Origin of the sequence: Pseudomonas prosekii (assembly GCF_900105155.1) — a bacterium.
GTDB classification, from domain to species: Bacteria; Pseudomonadota; Gammaproteobacteria; order Pseudomonadales; family Pseudomonadaceae; genus Aquipseudomonas; species Aquipseudomonas prosekii.
Genome location: NZ_LT629762.1, coordinates 2,560,973 through 2,581,069 on the forward strand (window position 1 = coordinate 2,560,973; position 20,097 = coordinate 2,581,069).

20 protein-coding genes and 1 tRNA gene are annotated in these 20,097 nt (G+C 58.7%); 10 read left to right on the forward strand and 11 right to left on the reverse strand.

Annotated elements, in window-relative coordinates; all coding sequences use genetic code 11:
- Positions 1 to 107: 107 nt before the first annotated feature.
- Positions 108 to 473: a response regulator gene (locus tag BLU01_RS11655; protein ID WP_092275101.1), complete on the reverse strand. Its 366-nt coding sequence runs from the start codon at positions 471 to 473 to the stop codon at positions 108 to 110.
- Positions 474 to 609: 136 nt separating this feature from the next.
- Between BLU01_RS11655 and BLU01_RS11660 the strand changes: the two genes are divergently transcribed.
- Positions 610 to 1,110 carry a GlcG/HbpS family heme-binding protein gene (locus tag BLU01_RS11660; protein ID WP_092275104.1) on the forward strand — a complete coding sequence of 167 codons (501 nt, stop codon included), beginning with the start codon at positions 610 to 612 and terminating at the stop codon, positions 1,108 to 1,110.
- On the forward strand, positions 1,107 to 1,517 hold the full coding sequence (gene uraH / locus BLU01_RS11665; protein WP_092275107.1) for a hydroxyisourate hydrolase: 411 nt from the start codon (positions 1,107 to 1,109) through the stop codon (positions 1,515 to 1,517). Before BLU01_RS11660 ends, uraH begins: the two co-directional genes overlap by 4 nt.
- Positions 1,518 to 1,756: 239 nt before the next feature.
- Here the strand turns inward: uraH and BLU01_RS11670 are convergent, their stop codons facing one another.
- Positions 1,757 to 2,443 carry a Crp/Fnr family transcriptional regulator gene (locus tag BLU01_RS11670; protein ID WP_092275110.1) on the reverse strand — a complete coding sequence of 229 codons (687 nt, stop codon included), beginning with the start codon at positions 2,441 to 2,443 and terminating at the stop codon, positions 1,757 to 1,759.
- A gap of 84 nt (positions 2,444 to 2,527) precedes the next feature.
- Here BLU01_RS11670 and BLU01_RS11675 point away from each other — a divergent pair, with 84 nt between their 5' ends.
- The gene (locus tag BLU01_RS11675; protein WP_092275113.1) at positions 2,528 to 3,046 is read left to right on the forward strand and encodes an Mpo1 family 2-hydroxy fatty acid dioxygenase; all 519 of its coding nucleotides are present in this window, start codon (positions 2,528 to 2,530) and stop codon (positions 3,044 to 3,046) included.
- A 99-nt stretch (positions 3,047 to 3,145) separates the two neighbouring features.
- Here BLU01_RS11675 and BLU01_RS11680 read toward each other — a convergent pair whose 3' ends face one another.
- From BLU01_RS11680 to dibA, 6 genes are all read right to left on the reverse strand, one after another.
- Positions 3,146 to 4,135, reverse strand: a complete 990-nt coding sequence (locus BLU01_RS11680) for a sulfate/molybdate ABC transporter ATP-binding protein (RefSeq protein ID WP_092275116.1) — start codon at positions 4,133 to 4,135, stop codon at positions 3,146 to 3,148.
- 3 nt (positions 4,136 to 4,138) lie between these two features.
- Positions 4,139 to 5,011, reverse strand: a complete 873-nt coding sequence (cysW, locus tag BLU01_RS11685) for a sulfate ABC transporter permease subunit CysW (protein ID WP_092275119.1) — start codon at positions 5,009 to 5,011, stop codon at positions 4,139 to 4,141.
- A gap of 13 nt (positions 5,012 to 5,024) precedes the next feature.
- Positions 5,025 to 5,843 carry a sulfate ABC transporter permease subunit CysT gene (gene cysT, locus BLU01_RS11690; protein WP_092275122.1) on the reverse strand — a complete coding sequence of 273 codons (819 nt, stop codon included), beginning with the start codon at positions 5,841 to 5,843 and terminating at the stop codon, positions 5,025 to 5,027.
- Positions 5,844 to 6,039: 196 nt separating this feature from the next.
- Complete coding sequence (locus BLU01_RS11695) at positions 6,040 to 7,053, reverse strand: sulfate ABC transporter substrate-binding protein (protein ID WP_092275124.1); 1,014 nt, start codon at positions 7,051 to 7,053, stop codon at positions 6,040 to 6,042.
- 121 nt (positions 7,054 to 7,174) lie between these two features.
- The gene (gene oscA / locus BLU01_RS11700; RefSeq protein WP_092275127.1) at positions 7,175 to 7,357 is read right to left on the reverse strand and encodes a sulfur starvation response protein OscA; all 183 of its coding nucleotides are present in this window, start codon (positions 7,355 to 7,357) and stop codon (positions 7,175 to 7,177) included.
- Positions 7,358 to 7,681: 324 nt separating this feature from the next.
- Positions 7,682 to 9,601, reverse strand: coding sequence for a phosphodiesterase DibA (gene dibA / locus BLU01_RS11705; RefSeq protein WP_092275130.1), 1,920 nt, complete (start codon positions 9,599 to 9,601; stop codon positions 7,682 to 7,684).
- A gap of 147 nt (positions 9,602 to 9,748) precedes the next feature.
- Between dibA and desA the strand changes: the two genes are divergently transcribed.
- Positions 9,749 to 10,933, forward strand: a complete 1,185-nt coding sequence (gene desA, locus BLU01_RS11710) for a delta-9 fatty acid desaturase DesA (protein ID WP_092275133.1) — start codon at positions 9,749 to 9,751, stop codon at positions 10,931 to 10,933.
- A gap of 333 nt (positions 10,934 to 11,266) precedes the next feature.
- Positions 11,267 to 12,256 (forward strand): GGDEF domain-containing protein, encoded by a 990-nt coding sequence (locus tag BLU01_RS11715; RefSeq protein ID WP_092275136.1) that lies wholly within the window; start codon positions 11,267 to 11,269, stop codon positions 12,254 to 12,256.
- 147 nt (positions 12,257 to 12,403) lie between these two features.
- Here the strand turns inward: BLU01_RS11715 and BLU01_RS11720 are convergent, their stop codons facing one another.
- The 3 genes from BLU01_RS11720 to gabD form a co-directional block, all read right to left on the reverse strand.
- Positions 12,404 to 13,618 (reverse strand): response regulator, encoded by a 1,215-nt coding sequence (locus BLU01_RS11720; protein WP_092275139.1) that lies wholly within the window; start codon positions 13,616 to 13,618, stop codon positions 12,404 to 12,406.
- Positions 13,619 to 13,756: 138 nt separating this feature from the next.
- Positions 13,757 to 15,034: a 4-aminobutyrate--2-oxoglutarate transaminase gene (gene gabT / locus BLU01_RS11725; RefSeq protein ID WP_092275142.1), complete on the reverse strand. Its 1,278-nt coding sequence runs from the start codon at positions 15,032 to 15,034 to the stop codon at positions 13,757 to 13,759.
- 185 nt (positions 15,035 to 15,219) lie between these two features.
- On the reverse strand, positions 15,220 to 16,662 hold the full coding sequence (gabD, locus tag BLU01_RS11730) for an NADP-dependent succinate-semialdehyde dehydrogenase (protein ID WP_092275145.1): 1,443 nt from the start codon (positions 16,660 to 16,662) through the stop codon (positions 15,220 to 15,222).
- Positions 16,663 to 17,011: 349 nt separating this feature from the next.
- Between gabD and BLU01_RS11735 the strand changes: the two genes are divergently transcribed.
- The 5 genes from BLU01_RS11735 (at position 17,012) to BLU01_RS11755 (ending at position 19,883) form a co-directional block, all read left to right on the forward strand.
- A tRNA-Arg gene (locus BLU01_RS11735) sits at positions 17,012 to 17,088 on the forward strand.
- A gap of 167 nt (positions 17,089 to 17,255) precedes the next feature.
- Complete coding sequence (locus tag BLU01_RS11740; protein ID WP_092275148.1) at positions 17,256 to 18,491, forward strand: tyrosine-type recombinase/integrase; 1,236 nt, start codon at positions 17,256 to 17,258, stop codon at positions 18,489 to 18,491.
- Between the two features lie 488 nt (positions 18,492 to 18,979).
- Complete coding sequence (locus BLU01_RS11745; RefSeq protein WP_092275151.1) at positions 18,980 to 19,228, forward strand: helix-turn-helix domain-containing protein; 249 nt, start codon at positions 18,980 to 18,982, stop codon at positions 19,226 to 19,228.
- A 98-nt stretch (positions 19,229 to 19,326) separates the two neighbouring features.
- Positions 19,327 to 19,581, forward strand: a complete 255-nt coding sequence (locus tag BLU01_RS11750; RefSeq protein ID WP_092281582.1) for a helix-turn-helix transcriptional regulator — start codon at positions 19,327 to 19,329, stop codon at positions 19,579 to 19,581.
- Complete coding sequence (locus tag BLU01_RS11755; protein WP_092275153.1) at positions 19,578 to 19,883, forward strand: hypothetical protein; 306 nt, start codon at positions 19,578 to 19,580, stop codon at positions 19,881 to 19,883. Before BLU01_RS11750 ends, BLU01_RS11755 begins: the two co-directional genes overlap by 4 nt.
- The last annotated feature ends 214 nt before the right edge of the window (positions 19,884 to 20,097 follow it).

Consider the following 20,097-nt stretch of genomic DNA (forward strand, 5'->3'; position numbering starts at 1 on the left):
TACTGTCAGATCTGACAGTAGGCACAGCGCTAGCACAGAAAAATGTTGGCTTTTCGTCGTCCCACGAGCCGCGTTACGAGCGCGCAGCCTTTCGATCTTTGTATCTCTCACCGCCCGCGATCACGCCGCAACAACTTGCGCACTCGCGCCACCAGAGCACTCATTGCGAACGGTTTGAGCAGGTAATCATCCTCATGCAATTCCAGGCCGCGCAGGCGATCTTCGATGCCGTCGGTGGTGGTGAGGAACAGCACTGGGGTTTCGCCGAGTTTGCGGATTTGCTGCTGCAGCTGCCAGCCGTTGAGGCCCGGGAGCATGACGTCGAGGATGATCAGGTCGTATTCGCCCGACTCGATCAGGCGTCGGGCATGCATGCCGTCGTTGGCTATATCCACCGAATAGCTCGCCTCGCCCAAGGCATTGGCCAGTTGTTTGGCGACGGCTGGTTTGTCTTCCACTAACAGGACACGCATGGCACACCTCGATTGATCAGAGCGACAGGCTAGGCGCCTTCGGGCGAATTGCCCATTACAAACTTGTAATCATGCTGACGGAGTTGTGCAAAAAAGCCTGGATAAGGTGGCCTCCTGATTTTCCGGAGCTGCCCCCATGCTGTTGAGAACCCTTGTCTTGAGCCTCGCCACCGGGCTGACCGGCAGCGCATTTGCCGCCGCCGAACTGCCGCGCCACGCCGACCTTGATCTGCGCACCGCGCGCCAATTGGCCGATGCCACGTTGGCCAGTTGCACCGGCACGGTGTCGGTGCTGGACCGTGGCGGCAACCTGCTGGTGACCTTGCGCGCTGACGGTATCGGCCCGCACAACACCGCCGCCAGCCAACGCAAAGCCTACACCGCGCTGTCGACAAAAAACCCGACACGATTGTTCGCCGAACGCGCGCGCAGCAATCCTGAAGCGGCCAACCTCAATACCCTCGACGAATTGCTGCTGCTGGGCGGCGGTGTGCCGCTGTTTGCCGGCGATGAGCTGGTCGGCGCGCTCGGCGTAGCCGGTTCCGGTGGCGGCGAGCAAGACGAAAACTGCGCAATCAAAGCGGCGACAGTCGCCGGCCTGCAGATCAAACCTTCAAACCAAGGAGCTTCAAAATGAACCTGTTCCGCATGACTTTCGCCGCCCTCGCCCTCGGCAGCCTGTCGAGCCTGGCCCTGGCGGCCGGCAATCCGTTGAGCGTGCATGTGCTCAATCTGGAAAACGGTCTGCCGTCACCGGGCGTCAACGTGACGCTGGAAAAACACGTTGGGCAGAATTGGCAGCCGCTGGCTCAGGGCACCACTAACGAACAGGGACGTATTGGCGAACTGTTTCCGGCGGACAAACCGTTCGAGAAGGGCGAATACCGGGTGGTGTTCAAGACTGGCGAGTATTTCCAGAAGACTAAACACGAGACGTTTTTCCCGGAAATTCCGGTGATTTTCGAGGTCAAGCAGACGGACCAGCATTACCACATTCCGTTGTTGCTGAGCCCGTATGGCTTCTCGACGTATCGCGGTTCGTAGGTCAACCGAAAACCGACTTCAACTCAAACTCTCCCCGAACCCTGTAGGAGCTGAGCTTGCTCGCGAAGGCGTAGTGTCAGTCACCTTCAACGTTGGCTGACCCGACGCCATCGCGAGCAAGCTCAGCTCCCACAGGGGCGGGGTTGGCATTGAGATTTGAGGCAAGGGCCGGGTTGGCAGTGAGATTTGAGTCAAGGACCGGGTTGGCAGTGAGATTTTGGCAAGTGCCGGTTTGTTGATCAGATCGCAGTCAACGCGCGCAGTCGCTCGGCGTCGAGGATTTCGATCTCGCCATACCTCAGGTCAATAATTCTCTGCGCCTGCAGCTCTTTGAGCAGTTGATTGGTGGTCTGGCGCGACAGCGACAGCATCGACGCCAGTTGCTCCTGCGGCAGTTGCAAAACCCGGCGTGGCGGATCGATTTCGCCGTAGCCCTCGGCGATCATCAGCAAGCGATGGGCCAGGCGGGCCGGGGCCGGCATCAGGCTCAGCTGTTCGAGGTTGATGAACGTCAGGCGCAGTTTGTGGCTCATCAGCAGCGCCAGTTGCCGCCAGTACAACGGTTGCTCATCGAGCAATTTCAGCAGCGTGGTTTGCGGGATGTGCAGCAAGGTGCACGGCCCGGCGCTGAAGGCATCGTGGGTGCGTGGCTGGCCATCGAACAGGCAGATTTCGCCGAACCAGTGCGGCGCCTCGACCAGACTCAGCAACGCCTCTTTGCCCTGCTCGCTGACCGTGCCGATGCGCACCGAACCTTCGAGCACCGCGTACAAACCACACGGCGCATCCCCACGTTTGAACAGCAACTGCCCCGCCGTCAGGCGCCGCAACCGCGCCGCCGCCAGCAGACTATCCTGTAACAGAACAGGTAAATGGCTGAACCACTGCCCACTCATCAGGCGCGCACGCCAAACCTGCATGTCCATTGAATCTCCTGGAAATTGTCGCCTGGCTGACAGAGCGAGCACTGAACCCGGCGCATGATCCCTCACCCTACAGGAGGAATAACAATGAAAAGCCTCGTTGACCATCTCAGTCAATACGCCGCCTACCACCGCGACCCGCGCAACATCGTCACGCACTTTATCGGCATTCCGCTGATTGTGCTGGCCGTCGCGGTGTTGCTCTCGCGGCCGCAATGGGCCGGCGGCTGGCTGTCGCCGGCGATGCTGGTGGCGCTGGCATCGGCATGGTTTTACCTGCGCCTGGAGTTGCGCCTCGGCGTATTGATGACGGTTTTGCTGGGCTTGTGCGTGTGGGCCGGGCAAGCGCTGGCGCAGCAAAGCACCCTGCTCTGGCTGAGCAGCGGCGTGGCGATGTTTGTGATTGGCTGGGTGATCCAGTTTGTCGGGCACCATTACGAAGGACGCAAACCGGCGTTTGTCGATGACGTGACGGGGCTGATTGTCGGGCCATTGTTCGTGGTGGTTGAACTGGCGTTTTTGTTGGGGTTACGGCATGACCTCAAAGAGCAGATCGAGGCGCGGGTGGGGGGTGTGCGGGTCAATCCGAAGCGTGCTGCTGTCTAGATCGCTTTCGCGGGCAAGCCTCGCTCCTACAGGGTTTTTGTCGGTCGTGATGACAACGTTGACCTGTAGGAGCGAGGCTTGCCCGCGAAGCTTTTGATCTTAGATATTGGCGACTTTCTGCCAGACCTTGGGTTTGAAAAACAGCGTCTCACCCTTGGCCAGACCGACCAGGCTGTCGTGGTCCTTCACCACTTCGGCCTCGATCAATTCGCTCTGCCCTTCGACTTTCAACGTCACCCGCGTGGTCGCGCCCAGCGGCCGGATGTCGCGCACTTCGGCGGCGTGGTGGTCTTCGATCTCATGGCGCGACAGCGACACTTCGTGCGGGCGGAACAGCACGTGTTTGTCGTCGCCCAGGTGCAGCCGATTCGAGTCGCCGAGGAAGTGGTAAACAAAATCACTGGCCGGGTTCTCGTAGACTTCACCCGGCGAGCCGATCTGCTCGATCACGCCTTTGTTCATCACGACGATGCGATCGGCGACTTCCATCGCTTCTTCCTGGTCGTGGGTGACAAACACCGAGGTCAGGTTGATGTCTTCGTGCAGGCGCGCCAACCAGCGACGCAGCTCTTTACGAACCTTGGCATCCAGCGCACCGAAAGGCTCGTCGAGCAGCAGCACTTTCGGTTCGACCGCCAAGGCACGGGCCAACGCGATGCGCTGACGCTGGCCACCGGACAGTTGCTCCGGGTAGCGGTCCGAGAGCCAGTCGAGTTGCACCATATTCAGCAGTTCATGCACTTTCACCGCGATCTGGCTTTCGCTCGGGCGCTGGTTTTTCGGTTTCATGCGCAGGCCGAATGCGACGTTGTCGAATACGGTCATGTGGCGGAACAAGGCGTAATGCTGGAACACAAAACCGACGTTGCGATCACGCACGTCGTGGCCGGAAACGTCTTCACCGTGGAACACGATGTTGCCCTGATCGGGTGTTTCCAGCCCGGCGATGATCCGCAACAGCGTGGTTTTGCCGCAACCGGACGGGCCAAGCAGCGCCACGAGTTCGCCGCTCTGAATGTCCAGGCTGATGTTGTCCAGCGCCTTGAACGCATTGAAATTCTTGCTGACGTTACGCACTTCGATCGACATGAGTTATTCCTCCGCGGCGCTGGCGCGCAGGCGGTTAATGCGGTTTTCGCTCCACTGCTTCAGCAGCAGGATGAAGAGCGCCATGATCAGCAACAGGCTCGCCACAGCGAACGCGGCCACGTGGTTGTATTCGTTGTAGAGGATCTCGACGTGCAGCGGCAAGGTGTTGGTCACGCCGCGAATGTGCCCGGAAACCACCGACACCGCACCGAACTCACCCATCGCCCGCGCGGTACACAGCACCACGCCGTAGATCAGGCCCCATTTGATATTGGGAACGGTGACGTGCCAGAACATCTGCCAGCCATTGGCACCGAGCAGGCGCGCGGCCTCTTCTTCCTGCGTGCCTTGTTCCTGCATCAGCGGGATCAACTCACGCGCCACGAACGGCACGGTAACGAAAATCGTCGCCAGGACGATGCCCGGCAGGGCGAAGACGATCTGGATGTCGTGGTCCTGCAACCACGGCCCGAACAGGCCCTGAGCGCCGAACATCAACACGTAGACCAGACCGGCAATCACTGGCGACACCGAGAACGGCAAGTCGATCAGCGTCACCAGCATGCTCTTGCCGCGGAACGAATATTTGCTCACGCACCACGCCGCGCTGACGCCGAACACCACGTTCAGCGGCACCGAAATCAGCACGGCGATCACGGTCAGTTTCAGTGCCGACAAGGCATCGGGTTCAAAGATCGCGGCGAAGAACGTGCCGAGGCCATTCTTCAATCCCTGCGACACCACGATGAACAGCGGCAGACCGAGAAACAGGATAAACACCAGCCAGCACAGGCCGATCAGGATGCGCCGCGAGGTTGCGCTGCCACGGCGGGCGGCGTTGGCCGAAGAGGCGGCCGCAATAGACGATTGGGACATGGTTGGCGCCTCCTTATGGGGTTTCGATGCGCCGCTGCAGCAAGTTGATCAGCAGCAACAGGACGAAGGAAACCACCAGCATCAGCACGCCGATGGAAGTGGCGCCGGTGTAGTCGTATTGGTCGAGTTTGACCATGATCAGCAGCGGCAGGATCTCGGTTTTCATCGGCATGTTGCCGGCGATGAAAATCACCGAACCGTACTCGCCGACGCCACGCGCAAACGCCAGGGCAAACCCGGTCAGCCACGCGGGCAGCAGCGCCGGCACGAGGATGTGGCGAAACACTTGCAGCGGTTTGGCGCCCAGGCACGCGGCGGCTTCTTCGACTTCACGTGGAATGTCGGCCAGCACCGGTTGCACCGTGCGCACCACGAACGGCAGCGTGACGAAGGTCAGCGCGAGGGTGATGCCGAGCGGGGTGTAGGCGATTTTGAAACCCATGTCGGCGGCGAACTGCCCGACCAGACCGGTCGGCGTGTACAGCGCGGTCAGGGCGATACCGGCCACCGCCGTCGGCAGCGCGAACGGCAGGTCGATCATCGCGTCGATGATCTTGCGACCGGGGAAGGTGTAGCGCACCAGCACCCAGGCCAGCAGCGTGCCGATGATGCCGTTGATGATCGCCGCGTACAGCGCGGTGCCGAAGCTCAGCTTCAACGCCGCCAGCACCCGTGGCGCGGTGATGATCGTCCAGAACTGATCCCAGGTGAGTTGAGCGGCATGCACGAACATCGCCGCCAGTGGAATAAGCACAATCAGGCTGAGGTACACCAAGGTGTAGCCCAGCGTCAGCCCGAAGCCGGGTATGACGGGGGAGATACGACGCGACATAAAAGTCCTTGGTCAATAACGCATCAATGTGGGAGCAGGCCCTGTGGCGAGGGGATTTATCCCCGTTGGGCGGCGAAGTGGACCCTGAAAACGGGCCTGCTGCGCAGTCCAGCGGGGATAAATCCCCTCACCACAAAAGTCCGCTCCCACATGTTTCGTGCCTGGGCATAAGGCCCGTTTTGAATCAGCTTACTGCTTACTGCGCCTGGTAAATCTGGTCGAACACGCCACCGTCATTGAAGAATTTCGGTTGCGCAGTTTTCCAGCCGCCGAAGTCTTTGTCGATGGTCACCAGGTCCAGCGTCGGGAACTGCTTGGAATACTTCGCCGCGACGTCTTTGTCACGCGGACGGTAGAAGTTTTTCGCAGCGATTTCCTGACCGGCCGGGCTGTACAGATGCTTGAGGTACGCCTCGGCGATTTGCTCGTTGCCCTTCTTCTCGGCGTTCTTGTCGACCACGGCCACTGGCGGCTCGGCAAGGATCGACAGCGACGGCACGACGATGTCGAATTTGTCGGCGCCACCGTCTTCTTTCAGCGCCAGGAACGCTTCGTTTTCCCAGGCCAGCAACACGTCGCCCTGACCGTTGTTGACGAAGGTGATGGTCGAACCGCGCGCGCCGGTGTCCAGCACGGGCACGTGCTTGAACAGAGTTTGCACATATTCTTTGGCTTTGCCTTCGTCGCCGCCATTGGCCTTCAGACCATAGGCCCACGCCGCGAGGAAGTTCCAGCGCGCACCGCCGGAAGTTTTCGGATTGGGAGTGATCACCGAAACGTCGTTCTTGACCAGATCGCCCCAGTCCTTGATGCCTTTCGGGTTGCCCTTGCGCACCAGAAACACGATGGTCGAGGTGTAAGGCGTGCTCGCATCCGGCAGACGTGTCTGCCAGTCGGCCGGCAGGGTTTTGCCGAGTTTGGCGATTTCGTCGATGTCACCGGCCAGCGCCAGGGTCACGACGTCAGCGCGCAAACCATCAATCACCGCACGCCCCTGCTTGCCGGAACCGCCGTGGGATTGCTGGATTTTGACGTTGTCGCCCGCGTGCTCTTTCTTCCAGAAGTTGATGAACTCAGCGTTGTAGTCCTGATACAGCTCACGCGTCGGGTCGTACGAAACGTTTAGCAGCTCGTAATCCTTGGCAACCGCGGTACCAGCAAAAAGGGCACTGGCCAGCGCGGCCAAAGCGAAATGACGAATCGACGACATGGTGAAAGCTCCTGGAATTCTGTGGTGTTGGCTTTTTCTTATGAGGTGCTGGCGTTGCGGTTGCCGGTCAGCAAAATCGCAGCATGAGGCGGCGATTTTCGGGTGTTGCGAATAAGGCGTCTCAGCTCGGCTTGTGGGCCGGGTTTTGCAGGCGGAATTTCTCTTTGCGTTCGATCTGAACCACCTGCGCGTTGTGCACGGTGATTTCCACCGCGCCGAAACGCAGGTCGCGCAGTGCGCTTTGGATCTCACGCAAAATGGTTGCTTCGTCCTGGCCGTCAACGCTACGTAGGGATGCGCTCATGGTGCTGCTCCTTCGACTGAGAGGTTGCCTGGCAGTGGCGGCACTGCTTGCGGCGTGGGACCAATAGTAGATAGGCGCGGATATTCTTAAAAAGACTATTTAAGAATGTTTATATAACCAGAAAGTATTATTTGAAGGGACAAGGGCTTGCGCGGGATTTCACATTTTCGAAAGCCCCACAAAACCCCGTGGCGAGGGGCTTGCCCCCCGTTCGGCTGCGAAGCAGTCGTAAATTCTGCTAGTGCGGTGTATCAGGCATTTTGGGGCGGCTTCGCCACCCGACGGGGGCAAGCCCCCTCGCCACACAAGCCCCCTCGCCACATATCAGCCAATCACCGGAGCCCGCGCCCGATCCAGTTGCTCCGCCGGCACCGGCCGGCCAAACCAGTAGCCCTGGCCGAGATCGCAATCCTGATCGAGCAGGAACCGCGCCTGTTCCATTTGCTCGATGCCCTCGGCGTGCACCTGCATGCCCATGCTTTTGGCCAGCGCGATGATCACCCGCACAATCGCGCCGTCGTCATCGTCCCACGGCAACCCGGCGACGAAACCCTGATCGATCTTGAGCTTCTGCACCGGCAAGCGCTTGAGTCGCAGCAATGACGAATACCCAGTGCCGAAATCATCGATGGCCAGCCGCACGCCCAACTCGCGCAAGCGATGCATCTGCTCCAGCGCCACTTCCGGGTCGTCCATCACCGCGCTTTCGGTGACTTCCAATTCCAGAAACGCCGGATCCAGGCCAGTTTCGTGCAGCACGTGGGCAACCTGCTGATACAACTCACGGCGCGCAAACAACCGCGACGACACATTCACCGCGACAAACGACAGCACCACCCCGGCGCGCTGCCATTCACACATGTGCTGGCAGGCCTGCTGCATGACCCAAGCGTCGATCTCGGAAATCAGCCCGGTCCGTTCGGCGACCGGAATAAATTCTGCCGGCGAAATCAGCCCGCGCTGCGGATGCTCCCAGCGCACCAGCGCCTCGACGCCGATCAAGCGACTACTTTTGAGGTCATGCACCGGTTGGTAATGCACGCGCAACTCCTTCTGCTCCAGCGCGCGGCGCAGCTCAAAAGCGATTTCGACGCGTTGCTGGGCATGCGCGGTCAGCTCCTCGGTGTACAGCGCGTAGCCGTCGCGCCCGGCGCTTTTGGCTTTGAACAGCGCCGAGTCGGCATTGCGCAGCAATTGCCCGGCGCTCAAGGCATCGCTGGGAAACAGGCTGATGCCGACGCTGGCATTGATGAACAGCTGATGGCCGTCGATCTCGAAGGGCTCTTTCAAACCGTCGATGATCCGTTGCGCCAATGCCGCGGCCAGCGCCGGTTGCGGACAGTTTTCGGCGAGGACGGCGAATTCATCGCCACCCAATCGCGCCAATGTCACGCCCGGCGCAAACAAACCCATGAAGCGTCCAGCGACGCTTTTCAGCAACTGATCGCCAATGTTGTGGCCGAGGCTGTCGTTGATCATCTTGAAATGATCCAGATCGATCATCAGCAACGCGCAACCGCGCTTGTGCAGCTGCGCCGAGGTCAGCGCCTGCTCGATGCGATCGGAAAACAGCAGCCGGTTGGGCAAGTCGGTCAGCGGGTCGTGGTGCGCGAGGTGCGCCAGCTCATCCTCGGAGTTCTTGATTGCGCTGATGTCGGAAAACACCGCCACGTAATGACTGACGTGGCCGAGATCGTCATGAATGACCCGAATGGTCTGCCACTGCGGATAAATCTCGCCACTTTTGCGCCGGTTCCAGATTTCGCCGCTCCACTCGCCGTTATCGCCGAGCGTGGCGAACATTTCCTGATAGAAGGCTGGCGGATGGTGGCCGGACTTGAACAGGCTGGGCTGCTGGCCGAGCACTTCGTCTCGCTGAAAACCGGTGATTTCGATGAACGCGCGATTGACGTGGACGATCAGGCCCTGGCGGTCGGTGACCAGCACGCCTTCACGGGTGCAGTCGAACACGGCAGCGGCCTGGCGCAGGCGCTCGCGGTCGTCGCTGCGCTCACGCAATTTGGCGCCGATGCCCAGGCATCGGAACAATTTGGCACGCGCCAGGAAGATCAGCCCGGCGCTGAGCACCACCCAGGCGTAGCCGTTGATCAGTTGCCAGCGCAGCTGTTCGCGGGAGCTATCGAAGAAACTGTTCAATAAATAACCACTGAACTGCAGCCAGATGACTGAAAGCACCAGGTAAAGCAGCGCTGCACGCAAGGCATCGCGATATGTGGCAGACATTCGGCCGTCCATGTCCCTACAAAAAGGTTGGAATTATAGGCGAAAGAAACATCCAGCCACTCTTATCTGAAAGGGCGACTGGTTTTATCTGTGAGCTTAGTGATAATGCATCGGCTGTTTATTTATTTATCGAGGGCCCTATAGCCTATGTGGTACGAAGGTTTTCTCGGCTTGTCACCCTGGTCTCTGGTGGCAGTCACCCTGCTGATGACCCATGTCACGATTGTTGGCGTCACGGTCTATCTGCATCGTTATTCAGCCCATCGCTCCCTGGAGTTGAATGCCGGCCTGAAACATTTCTTCCGCTTCTGGCTGTGGTTGACCACGGCGCAGAACACCCGCGAGTGGACCGCTATCCACCGCAAACATCACGCCAAATGCGAAACCGTCGATGACCCGCACAGCCCGGTGATCAAGGGCCTTTCCACGGTTCTGCGCAAAGGTGCCGAGCTGTATCGCACTGAAGCGGAAAACCCGGAAACCCTGCGCATCTACGGCAAAAACTGCCCTGAAGACTGGATCGAACGCAACCTCTACAGCCGTTATCCGCTGTTGGGCGTAGCGATCATGGGCGTCATCGACCTGCTGCTGTTCGGCACCATCGGCATCACCATCTGGGCGATCCAGATGATGTGGATTCCGTTCTGGGCTGCCGGTGTGGTCAATGGCCTGGGCCATGCCATCGGCTACCGCAACTTCGAATGCCGCGACGCGGCGACCAATCTGGTGCCTTGGGGCATCCTGATCGGCGGCGAAGAACTGCATAACAACCATCACACCTACCCGAACTCGGCAAAACTGTCGGTGAAGAAGTGGGAATTCGACCTCGGCTGGGCTTGGATCAAAGTCTTCAGTTTCTTCCGACTGGCCAAGGTGCAGCGTGTTGCGCCGATCGCCCATCGGGTCGAAGGCAAGGGCAGCCTGGACATGGACACCGCCATGGCCATCCTCAACAACCGCTTCCAGATCATGGCGCAGTACCGCAAATTGGTCATCGCACCACTGGTCAAGCAGGAGCTGGAAAAGGTCGATCACTCGGTCCGTCACCAGTTCCATCGCGCCAAGCGTCTGCTCTCGCGGGAAACCAGCTTGCTGGATGACAAGCACCATGTGCGCATCCAGAACATGCTCGAGCACAGCCAGGCGCTGAAGGTAATTTACGAGAAACGTCTGGCGCTGCAGCAGATCTGGGTCAAGACCAGCTCAAATGGTCACGACATGCTCGCCGCGATCAAGGATTGGGTGCATGAAGCGGAAGCGAGCGGGATTCAATCCCTGCGCGATTTCGCCAATCAGCTGAAAACCTACTCCCTGCGCCCCGCCGCTGTCTGACTGAAATCGCACGCAGGCCTCTACCCAGAGGCCTGCCTGTTTTTAAACAGCCTTGCCGTTACACCTTCGCTCGCTCACGCGACATTTCCGCAAAAATCATATCGCCACTACCGCCCGGCGGGAGCCTTCTCCCCAGCCGCAACGCGCGGGAACTAAGCTCAAAATCGCCTATCTCAAAGACACTTCGCCATCCTGGCGGGCTGAGACCTGTTATCAATTATTTCCCACCAACGCGTGAATCGCCTGCTGTGGCACAAGAAATAATCGATAAAAGGCCCCCGTAGTCGCCACTTTGAAACTCGAGTGGCGCACGCCTTTTTGAGATTTGTGCCGATGGTCAATAAAAACCTACAAGACTCATCCCTCCCACAGTGGCCTGAAGCCGCGCAAACCCTGATGGCGCTGATGCACGCGCAAGGCGAAGTCGCACGCCTGAGTGAACGCGAACAGCTGTTCAGCTCGCTGCTGGTCAGCGTCAACGCGGTGCTTTGGGCATTCAACTGGGAAACCCGCCAGGTGCTCTACGTCAGCCCTGCCTATGAACGGATTTTTGGCCGATCCGCCGGCCTGCTGCTGGCCGACTACAACGAATGGCGCGACAGCATTTACCCCGATGACCTGGATTACGCCGAGCGTAGCCTCGCCGAAGTGCTGGACAAGGGCGCCGTCGAAGATCGTGAATACCGGATCATCGCGGCGGATGGCCAGGTGCGCTGGCTCAGCGACAAATGCTTCATCAATCGTCAGGCAGACCCGGGGCAACCGGTGATCATCGTCGGCATCGCCGAGGACATCACCGAAAAGAAGCAGATGGAAGCCGAGCTGCAACGCCTGGCGACCACTGATGTGCTGACCCAGAGCAGCAACCGTCGACACTTCTTCGAATGCGCTCACCGCGAGTTCGAGCACGCACGACTGCAAGGCGCGCAAATGGCGTTTCTGCTGCTGGATATCGATGACTTCAAACAGGTCAACGACACCTACGGCCATCAGGGCGGCGACACCGTGCTGCAACGCATCGCCGAGAGCGGCCGCGCGGCGCTGCGTCGCGGTGACTTGTTCGGGCGAATCGGCGGCGAAGAGTTTGCCGCGGTGTTCCCCGGTTGCGCGCCGGACATGGCCATGCAAGTGGCCGAGCGCCTGCAACGGGAGATTCAGCGCTTGAGCTTCAGCCATGACGACCAGACGTTCGGCATCACCGTCAGCCAAGGCCTGACCAACCTCACCCACGACGATGACAACCTCGACAGCCTGTTCGCCCGCGCGGATGCGGCCATGTACGAAGCCAAACGCCAAGGCAAAAACCGCATCATCTCGGCGTAACCCTGAACACAAATTCCCATGTGGGAGCGAGCTTGCTCGCGATAGGGTCCTGTCAGCCCCCATCAATGCTGAATGTCAGTGCCTCATCGCGAGCAAGCTCGCTCCCACAGGTATTTGCGAACGATCAGGTGGTGATTCGAGGGCTGGCTACTTTTTGCGCAGTCGCATCAATTCCGGCAAGCCGATCTTCAGCAGCCGTGCGGTTCGGCTCTTGGCCAGTTCTTCAATGCCCTCATGCTCGGTCAACCGTGCCAGTTGCGCCGCCATGTTCATCACCAGCGCCTCGCGGGAATAAACCCCACCACCGAGCTGATACACCGCCGCGATCAAATCGCGCAGCTCCAGCGGCAGACGCCAGCGCGCTCGCAGCGCCGAGCCATAACTCGCACCAAACTCATCCAGCGCCTCGCCCACCTCGTCCCATTCGTTCAGCTCGCCGCCCGCCTGCTTCCATTCCTGCAAACAGCGCAGCAACGCCAGATCGCCGAGGCGATGCAGCATCCCCGCGCAATAACAGCGCTCCTGATCCAGATCGAGCAAGCGCGCCAGCGTCCGGCCGTATTCGGCGGTGCGCAGCGACATCTCCCAGTAGCGTTCGGCGTAATCAGCCAACTGCGGATCGCTGAGCCGCGCGCAGCGCTTGAGGGCCAGGCCCAGAATCAGGTTCATGCTTTGCCCGGTACCCAAGCGCTGCAGCGCTTGCGCCAAGGTCTGCACGCCGACGCCATGATGCTGCGCGGCACTGTTGGCCGCAGCGATCAGCACCGCTGTGACTTGCGGATCATTGCGGATCTCGCTTTCCAGCCGCGTCAGGTCGAGGCCGTTGGGATTGAGGCTGCGTTTGACCGCTAATTGCACGTCAGTCATCAACGGCGCGCCGTCGGTCGATTCACGCCGGCGTTCCAGATACACCGACAACGTCATGCCCGACGCCAGCGCCGGAATCTCGCACGACACTTCTTCGCCAGCGTTCAACAGCAAATCCTGCAGACGTTGAGTCAGGCTTTCCATGTTCAGCGGTTTGGTCAAATACGCGGTGGGCGCCAGCGGCAAGGCTTCGCGGACACTGGCGCTGTCGTTGCGATGGCTCATCAAAATAAACGGCAGCGGCGGATTGCGTTTGCGCTGGCGGACGCTGCGCAACACATTGAGGCCATCGATGCCGGGCAATTCCCAGTCAACGATTACCAGATCGTAAGGCACCTGTTCCAGCAGCTCCATGGCCTGCTGGCCATCGGCACACAAATCCAGCCGCGCGTCGCAACGCACATTCAACAGCACCTGTTTCAACAGGTCGCGCGACCAGGGATCAGCCTCGGCAATCAGCACACGCGGTACGGCGGGCAAAACCACAGCGGTCATTCGCACACTCCATTGGCAATGCGTGAACCTTAGACAATGCTGGCCATTCGATACAGCGCATTTATCCCTGATGTGTTTCAAGGACATAAAAAAAACCCGCCGAAGCGGGTTTTTTGTCGATCGGGTCACACTCGGCGATCAGAGCTCGGAGAAGCACTCTTCGATGATTGCCAGGCCTTTGTCCAGTTGCTCGTCCGGCGAAGTCAGCGGCACCAGCACGCGCAGAACGTTGCCGTAAGTACCGCACGACAGCAGGATCAGGCCCTTGTCACGTGCCTTGGCGACTACCGAAGCGACCGCCGCAGCGTTCGGCTTGTGGCTGTCGCCATCAACGAACAGCTCGACCGCGATCATCGCGCCCAGCGCACGGACTTCGCCGATCACCGGGTATTTCGCCTGAATGCCTTTGAGGCCAGTCACCAGACGCTCGCCGACTGCCTTGCAGCGATCCAGCAGGTGTTCTTCTTCGAACACTTCCATCACGGCCAGGGCCGCGGCGCATGCGATCGGGCTACCGGCGTAGGTGCCGCCGAGGCCGCCCGGCGCGATGGCGTCCATGTATTCGGCTTTGCCGCAAACACCGGCCAACGGGAAACCGCCAGCGATGGATTTGGCGAACGTGGTCAGGTCGGCGGAAACGCCCATCTGTTCCATGGCGAAGAAAGTGCCGGTACGGCCAGCGCCGGTTTGCACTTCGTCAGCGATCAACAGGATGCCGTGCTGGTCGCACAATGCACGCAGACGCTTCATGAACTCTTTCGGCGCGACGTAGAAACCACCTTCGCCCTGAACCGGCTCGATGATGATCGCAGCGATATCACGCGGCTCGGCGTCGTTCTTGAAGATGCGTTCGATGCTGGCGATCGAGTCGTCGACGCTCACGCCGTGCAGCTCGTTCGGGTACAGCGCGCGGAACACGCCGCCCGGCATCAGGCCCATGCCGGCCGAGTACGGCACGACTTTGCCGGTCAGGCCCAGGGTCATCATGGTGCGACCGTGGTAAGCGCCGGTGAACGCGATCACGCCGGCACGGCCAGTGGCCGCACGGGCGATTTTCACGGCGTTTTCGACGGCTTCGGAACCGGTGGTGACCAGCAGGGTTTTCTTGTCGAAATCACCAGGGACCTTGGCGTTGATTTTTTCACACAGCTCAACGTATGGCTCGTACGCCAATACCTGGAAGCAGGTGTGGGTCAGCTTGTTCAGTTGCGCAGTCACGGCAGCAATGATTTTCGGGTGCACGTGACCGGTGTTCAGCACGGCGATACCGCCGGCGAAGTCGATGAACTCGCGACCTTCAACGTCGGTCACGGTGGCGTTCTTCGCGGACTCGGCGAAGATCGGGTGAATCTGGCCAACACCGCGTGGTACAGCGGCTTCGCGGCGTTTCATCAAAGAAGCGTTAGTCTTGCTCATAAAGTCCTCATTCGCCGCTCATCGGGCGGCGTTGCTCAAGGAAAATGCGGCGGGGAGGCAACCGCGGCAGCATGCGATGATCGACTGCCACAGCGTTCCCGGCCACAGAGAAAATACCGGTTGAAACGCAGAAAGGGTCAGCGCTCTCGTGCCCTTTCTGCTTATTGCATTCCCATCTGCCAGGCTTAGATGCCCAGGCAGAGGTATTTGATTTCCAGGTAATCTTCGATGCCGTACTTGGAGCCTTCACGGCCCAGGCCCGACGCCTTGATGCCGCCGAACGGCGCGACTTCGTTGGAGATCAGCCCGGTGTTGACGCCGACCATGCCGTATTCCAGCGCTTCAGCGACACGGAACACACGGCCCAGGTCACGAGCATAGAAGTAGGAAGCGAGGCCGAATTCGGTGTCGTTGGACATCGCGATCACTTCGGCTTCGTCTTTGAAGCGGAACAGCGGCGCCAATGGACCGAAGGTTTCTTCCTTGGCCACGGCAGCGTTTTTCGGCACGTTAGTGAGGATGGTCGGCTCGAAGAAGTTGCCTTCCATGACCTTGCCACCCGCCAGCACGGTCGCGCCTTTGCTCACGGCGTCAGCGATGTGTTCCTGAACCTTGGCCACGGCTTTTTCGTCGATCAGCGGGCCAGTGGTGGTGCCGTCTTCCAGACCGTTGCCGATCTTGAGTTTGGCCACGGCCACTTTGAGCTTCTCGGCGAACGCGTCGTACACCGAATCCTGAATGTACAGACGGTTGGCGCAGACGCAGGTCTGGCCGTTGTTGCGGTATTTGGAGATGATCGCGCCTTCGACGGCCTTATCCAGGTCCGCGTCGTCGAACACGATGAACGGCGCGTTGCCGCCCAATTCCAGGGACACTTTCTTGATGTCCTTGGCGCATTCAGCCATCAACTGACGACCGATTTCGGTCGAGCCAGTGAACGACAATTTACGCACGATCGGGTTGCTGGTCAGCTCGCTGCCAATGTCGCCGGCGCTGCCGGACACCACGCTGAACACACCGTTCGGGATGCCGGCACGCTGGGCCAGTTCAGCCAGGGCAAATGCGGAGAAAGGAGTTTGCGAAGCCGGCTTGAGCACCATGGTGCAACCGGCGGCCAGCGCTGGACCCGCCTTGCGGGTGATCATCGCGGCCGGGAAGTTCCACGGGGTGATTGCAGCGGTCACGCCGATTGGCTGCTTGATCACGATCAGGCGCTTGTCTGGCTGGTGGCCCGGAATCACATCACCGTAGACGCGCTTGGCTTCTTCGGCGAACCACTCGATAAAGGAAGCGGCGTAAACGATTTCGCCCTTGGCCTCGGCCAGTGGCTTGCCCTGCTCGAGGGTCATCAGGCGCGCGAGGTCGTCCTGGTTTTCGATGATCAGTTCGAACCAGCGACGCAGCTTGTTCGCGCGGTCCTTGGCGGTCAGTGCACGCCAGGCCGGCAGCGCCTTGTCAGCGGCTTCGATGGCACGGCGGGTTTCGGCAGCGCCCATTTTCGGCACAGTGCCCAGAATTTCGCCGGTTGCCGGGTTGTTGACCTTGATCGTCTGACCGTTGTCCGCATCAACCCAAGCGCCATCAATAAAGGCTTGCTGGCGGAACAACTGGCTGTCTTTAAGCTGCATGTCGGCTTTCCTTAACAGCACCGCGACCAGCGCGGAGCAAATTATGATTGTAGAAAGGCGCCTCGTAGGCTGCCGTCAGGGAAATCATTCACCGGGCTGAAGCACATAAATAGCGCACTGATCGAATCTCGTGCGGTTCAGCACCCAGGCAAGAGCGTTTGAAATCTCGAACGAATCCTAGGATCAATGCCGATAAAGGACAATAGGCCGTTCGAAAAAAAGAACGAAAACGGCGCATTTGCCGTTTTTTTCTGATCAACGTAGCAAACGGGTGTTACAGGTTAAAAAAACACAGGCTATTCAGCAGCATGGACGCCCGCAGTGCATATGAGTATCATGGCGCCCGCTTGCACCAGTAGCTCAGCTGGATAGAGTACTGCCCTCCGAAGGCAGTGGTCGTGGGTTCGAATCCCGCCTGGTGCACCATATAGCAGTCTAGACCTGTCTCAGACAGTCTACTAAACACCCCAAGAAGCCCGCCCTGTGCGGGCTTTCTTGTTTCTGGTTATCCATCCCTGTCTACCCCTATAACTTCACGCCGTGTATGCCCACGTGTATGCTTTGAGATTCATTGAACTGGAGGCATACACGCAGTGAAGCGTACTGAAATCAAACGCCGCCCACTGGCCGACACTACTCTTGCAGGCTTGGAGCCAGAGAGTGCGACGTATCGGGAGCAAGACGGCAATGGCTTGTATTTTCGGGTCAAGGCAAATGGGCAGAAGTCGTGGGAGTTGCGCTACAAAAAGCCAGACGGGAAATGGTCCTGGCTGGGCCTAGGTGGTTACCCCGAAATCAGTGGCTCGCTAGCCAGGCAGAAGGCCGCTCAACTGCGGGATGATGCATCTACAGGTAAAAATCCTTTAGTCAGTAAGCAGGCTCGTAAGATTGCTGACCGAGTGGCCGCCAACAATACTTTCGAAGCATTAGGGCGCGAATGGTTTGAGGCTAGGCGCTCAAGCTGGGAAGCGGGCACGTCCCGTCGAGTTCTTGGTGCCCTGGAGCTTCACGTGTTCCCCGTTTTCGGTAAACGCATCTACACAGAAATACTTCCTCTTGAATGGATGGAGTTTCTGCGCGGCATGGAGCAGAAAGGGATCATTGAGCAAATGGGCAGAGTTCGGGCCTTCTGCAAAGAGATCTACGACTTGGCACGCGTGACAGGCCGAGCGATCCACAACCCCCTTGAAGGACTCAATAAATTTCTACAGACACGCAGTGCTGAAAATTATGCACACGTATCAATAGAAGAGCTGCCTGCATTACTTCGTGCCATCAACTCTTACCCTCACGCGAAGGATGTCCGTCTAGGCCTCCGATTGCTGGCCTTATTAGCGGCACGCCCGAGTGAGATTCGAGAAGCACGATGGTCAGAGATCGACCTCAACAAAAAGCTCTGGACGATTCCAGCCGAGAGAATGAAGCGTCGGCGCGAGCATGTAGTGCCTCTATCTCGGCAGGCCATTGAATCGATAACGGAGCTGCGCACGCTGACAGGCGCATACCCACTTCTCTTCCCTGGGAGAAAAGATCGAACCATCCCGCGTAGCAATACCGTCTTTCTGATGGCGCTGCGCAGGCTGGGATATGCGGGCCGGCAAACTGGCCATGGTTTCCGTCACATTGCTAGCACGATCCTTAATGAACAGGGATTCGACGAAAACCACATTGAGGCTCAGCTCTCTCATGTAAAAGAGGGAATAGCAGGTGTGTACAACAAGGCGGTGTACTTACCTCAGCGCAAAGTCATGATGCAGTGGTATGCAGACCACCTTGATGAATTGGAGCACGCCAACATTGTTCAGGGTCAATTTGGCAAGGCGGTATGAATGTGCAATCCCAGCAGCCATGAAAATTGGTGTTACGGGTGTTACGGGTGTTACATAACCGCCAAACCATTGAATTTATTGGCTAATTTTCGCGTAACACGCCGCACATCCTATCCATCCACCCGGTGTTACGCGGCAAAGAGGTGTAACGCCTTAAATCCTCCTCAGCTTCCTGCTGGCTGCTCCGTTACGTGTAATCCGGCGGAATTCGCGTCGCTGCTCCTGATTACGGATCAGGGGCCCGGGGCTACCGTTCGTCGGATGGTACGCAGCCGCCATCTCTGACTTTTCATTTTTAAACTGTATGAAAAACCAGTAGGACATGGTTGGACATTTATAGTGAACATTAAAACTGTGCTGCGAACGTGCACGACTCACCCCCAAAAAAAGCGCAGGAGAAGGGTAAAGCCACAGAAAATCGAACTTCCAATAAATGCAAAAGCGTTTATATAGCTTGGGCCTGTAAGAACTACTACAGGAAACGCGCTATGACGCTTCTCAACGCTTCAGTTACATCTGATACCACGATCACATCTGAACTACTGACCACCGATCAAGTTGCCACTGCACTTGGCTTGTCCAGCCGAACGCTTGCCGCTTGGCGCAGTTCTCGCACCAACTCTCTCCCTTACCTAAAGACCGGATCTCGAGTGCGTTACCGCCCTCAAGATGTCGCCACCTGGCTCGAAAGTCGTGTGTGCTCCGCTACCCCCAAGTTAGCGCGAGGACATGCGTAATGGTTGAAACCAAGCAGAAATGCACCGTTACGGCGCTTGCACTTTCAGTAACCAATGCCGATTCGACTCGAGAATTTGTGCCGCCTACGACCTCACCAATGAGAGTTAGCGATTCAGAGTTAGGACGCTTCGATCCCGCCGCCACACTCATCCGAATCCACCTGGTAATGGCCATCACAGGTATCGGTCGCGCTACCGTTTACAAACTCATGAGTCAGCCCGAAAGCGGATTCCCGCAGTCCGTAAAGCTCACTGACAGCAATGCCCGTGGTGCTCCAGTCGCCTGGGTTTTGTCTGAGGTTTTGAGTTGGACCCGAGCGCGTATCGCCGCTCGCAACGAGGCAGCAGCATGAGAAGACACATTGCTCATAAGGCGGTATTGAAGCCGTTTTCAGTCCTTCGCGAGATCGGTCTATCGGCATCGTACATGCAACGACTCGAGCGCTACCGAACCAAACACGAACGCCTTAATCGCGTAGTGGGAGTGTTGAAGTGGCCTGATGGAACCTGGTGCGCCCTAGCGATGCATACCGAGAAATTCAGCGCTGTAATTGTCGACGAAGGCCAGCAAGTAGCAGCCTACGAAAATGCTCGCTCAATGATTGACGGTGACTTCCTGCCCCTGCTTTCTCTGCACTGGGAAGTTCACACCTGAAATGAAAACGCCCCCGGGAGCGATCCGGAGGCGTTGAGGTAAATCTACATGCCCGCACAATTTATGACGCATCGAAAAAATGCGCAAGGTTTCCGCACGGTTGCACTTTCGAAAATGGGACGTTACTCTCTGGCGGTCGCTGCAAATTCAGTGACCGGGCTTGGCGGCCCAGACAGATATAGGCGCAACAGCGCCCCCATTACGATTGCAGGCG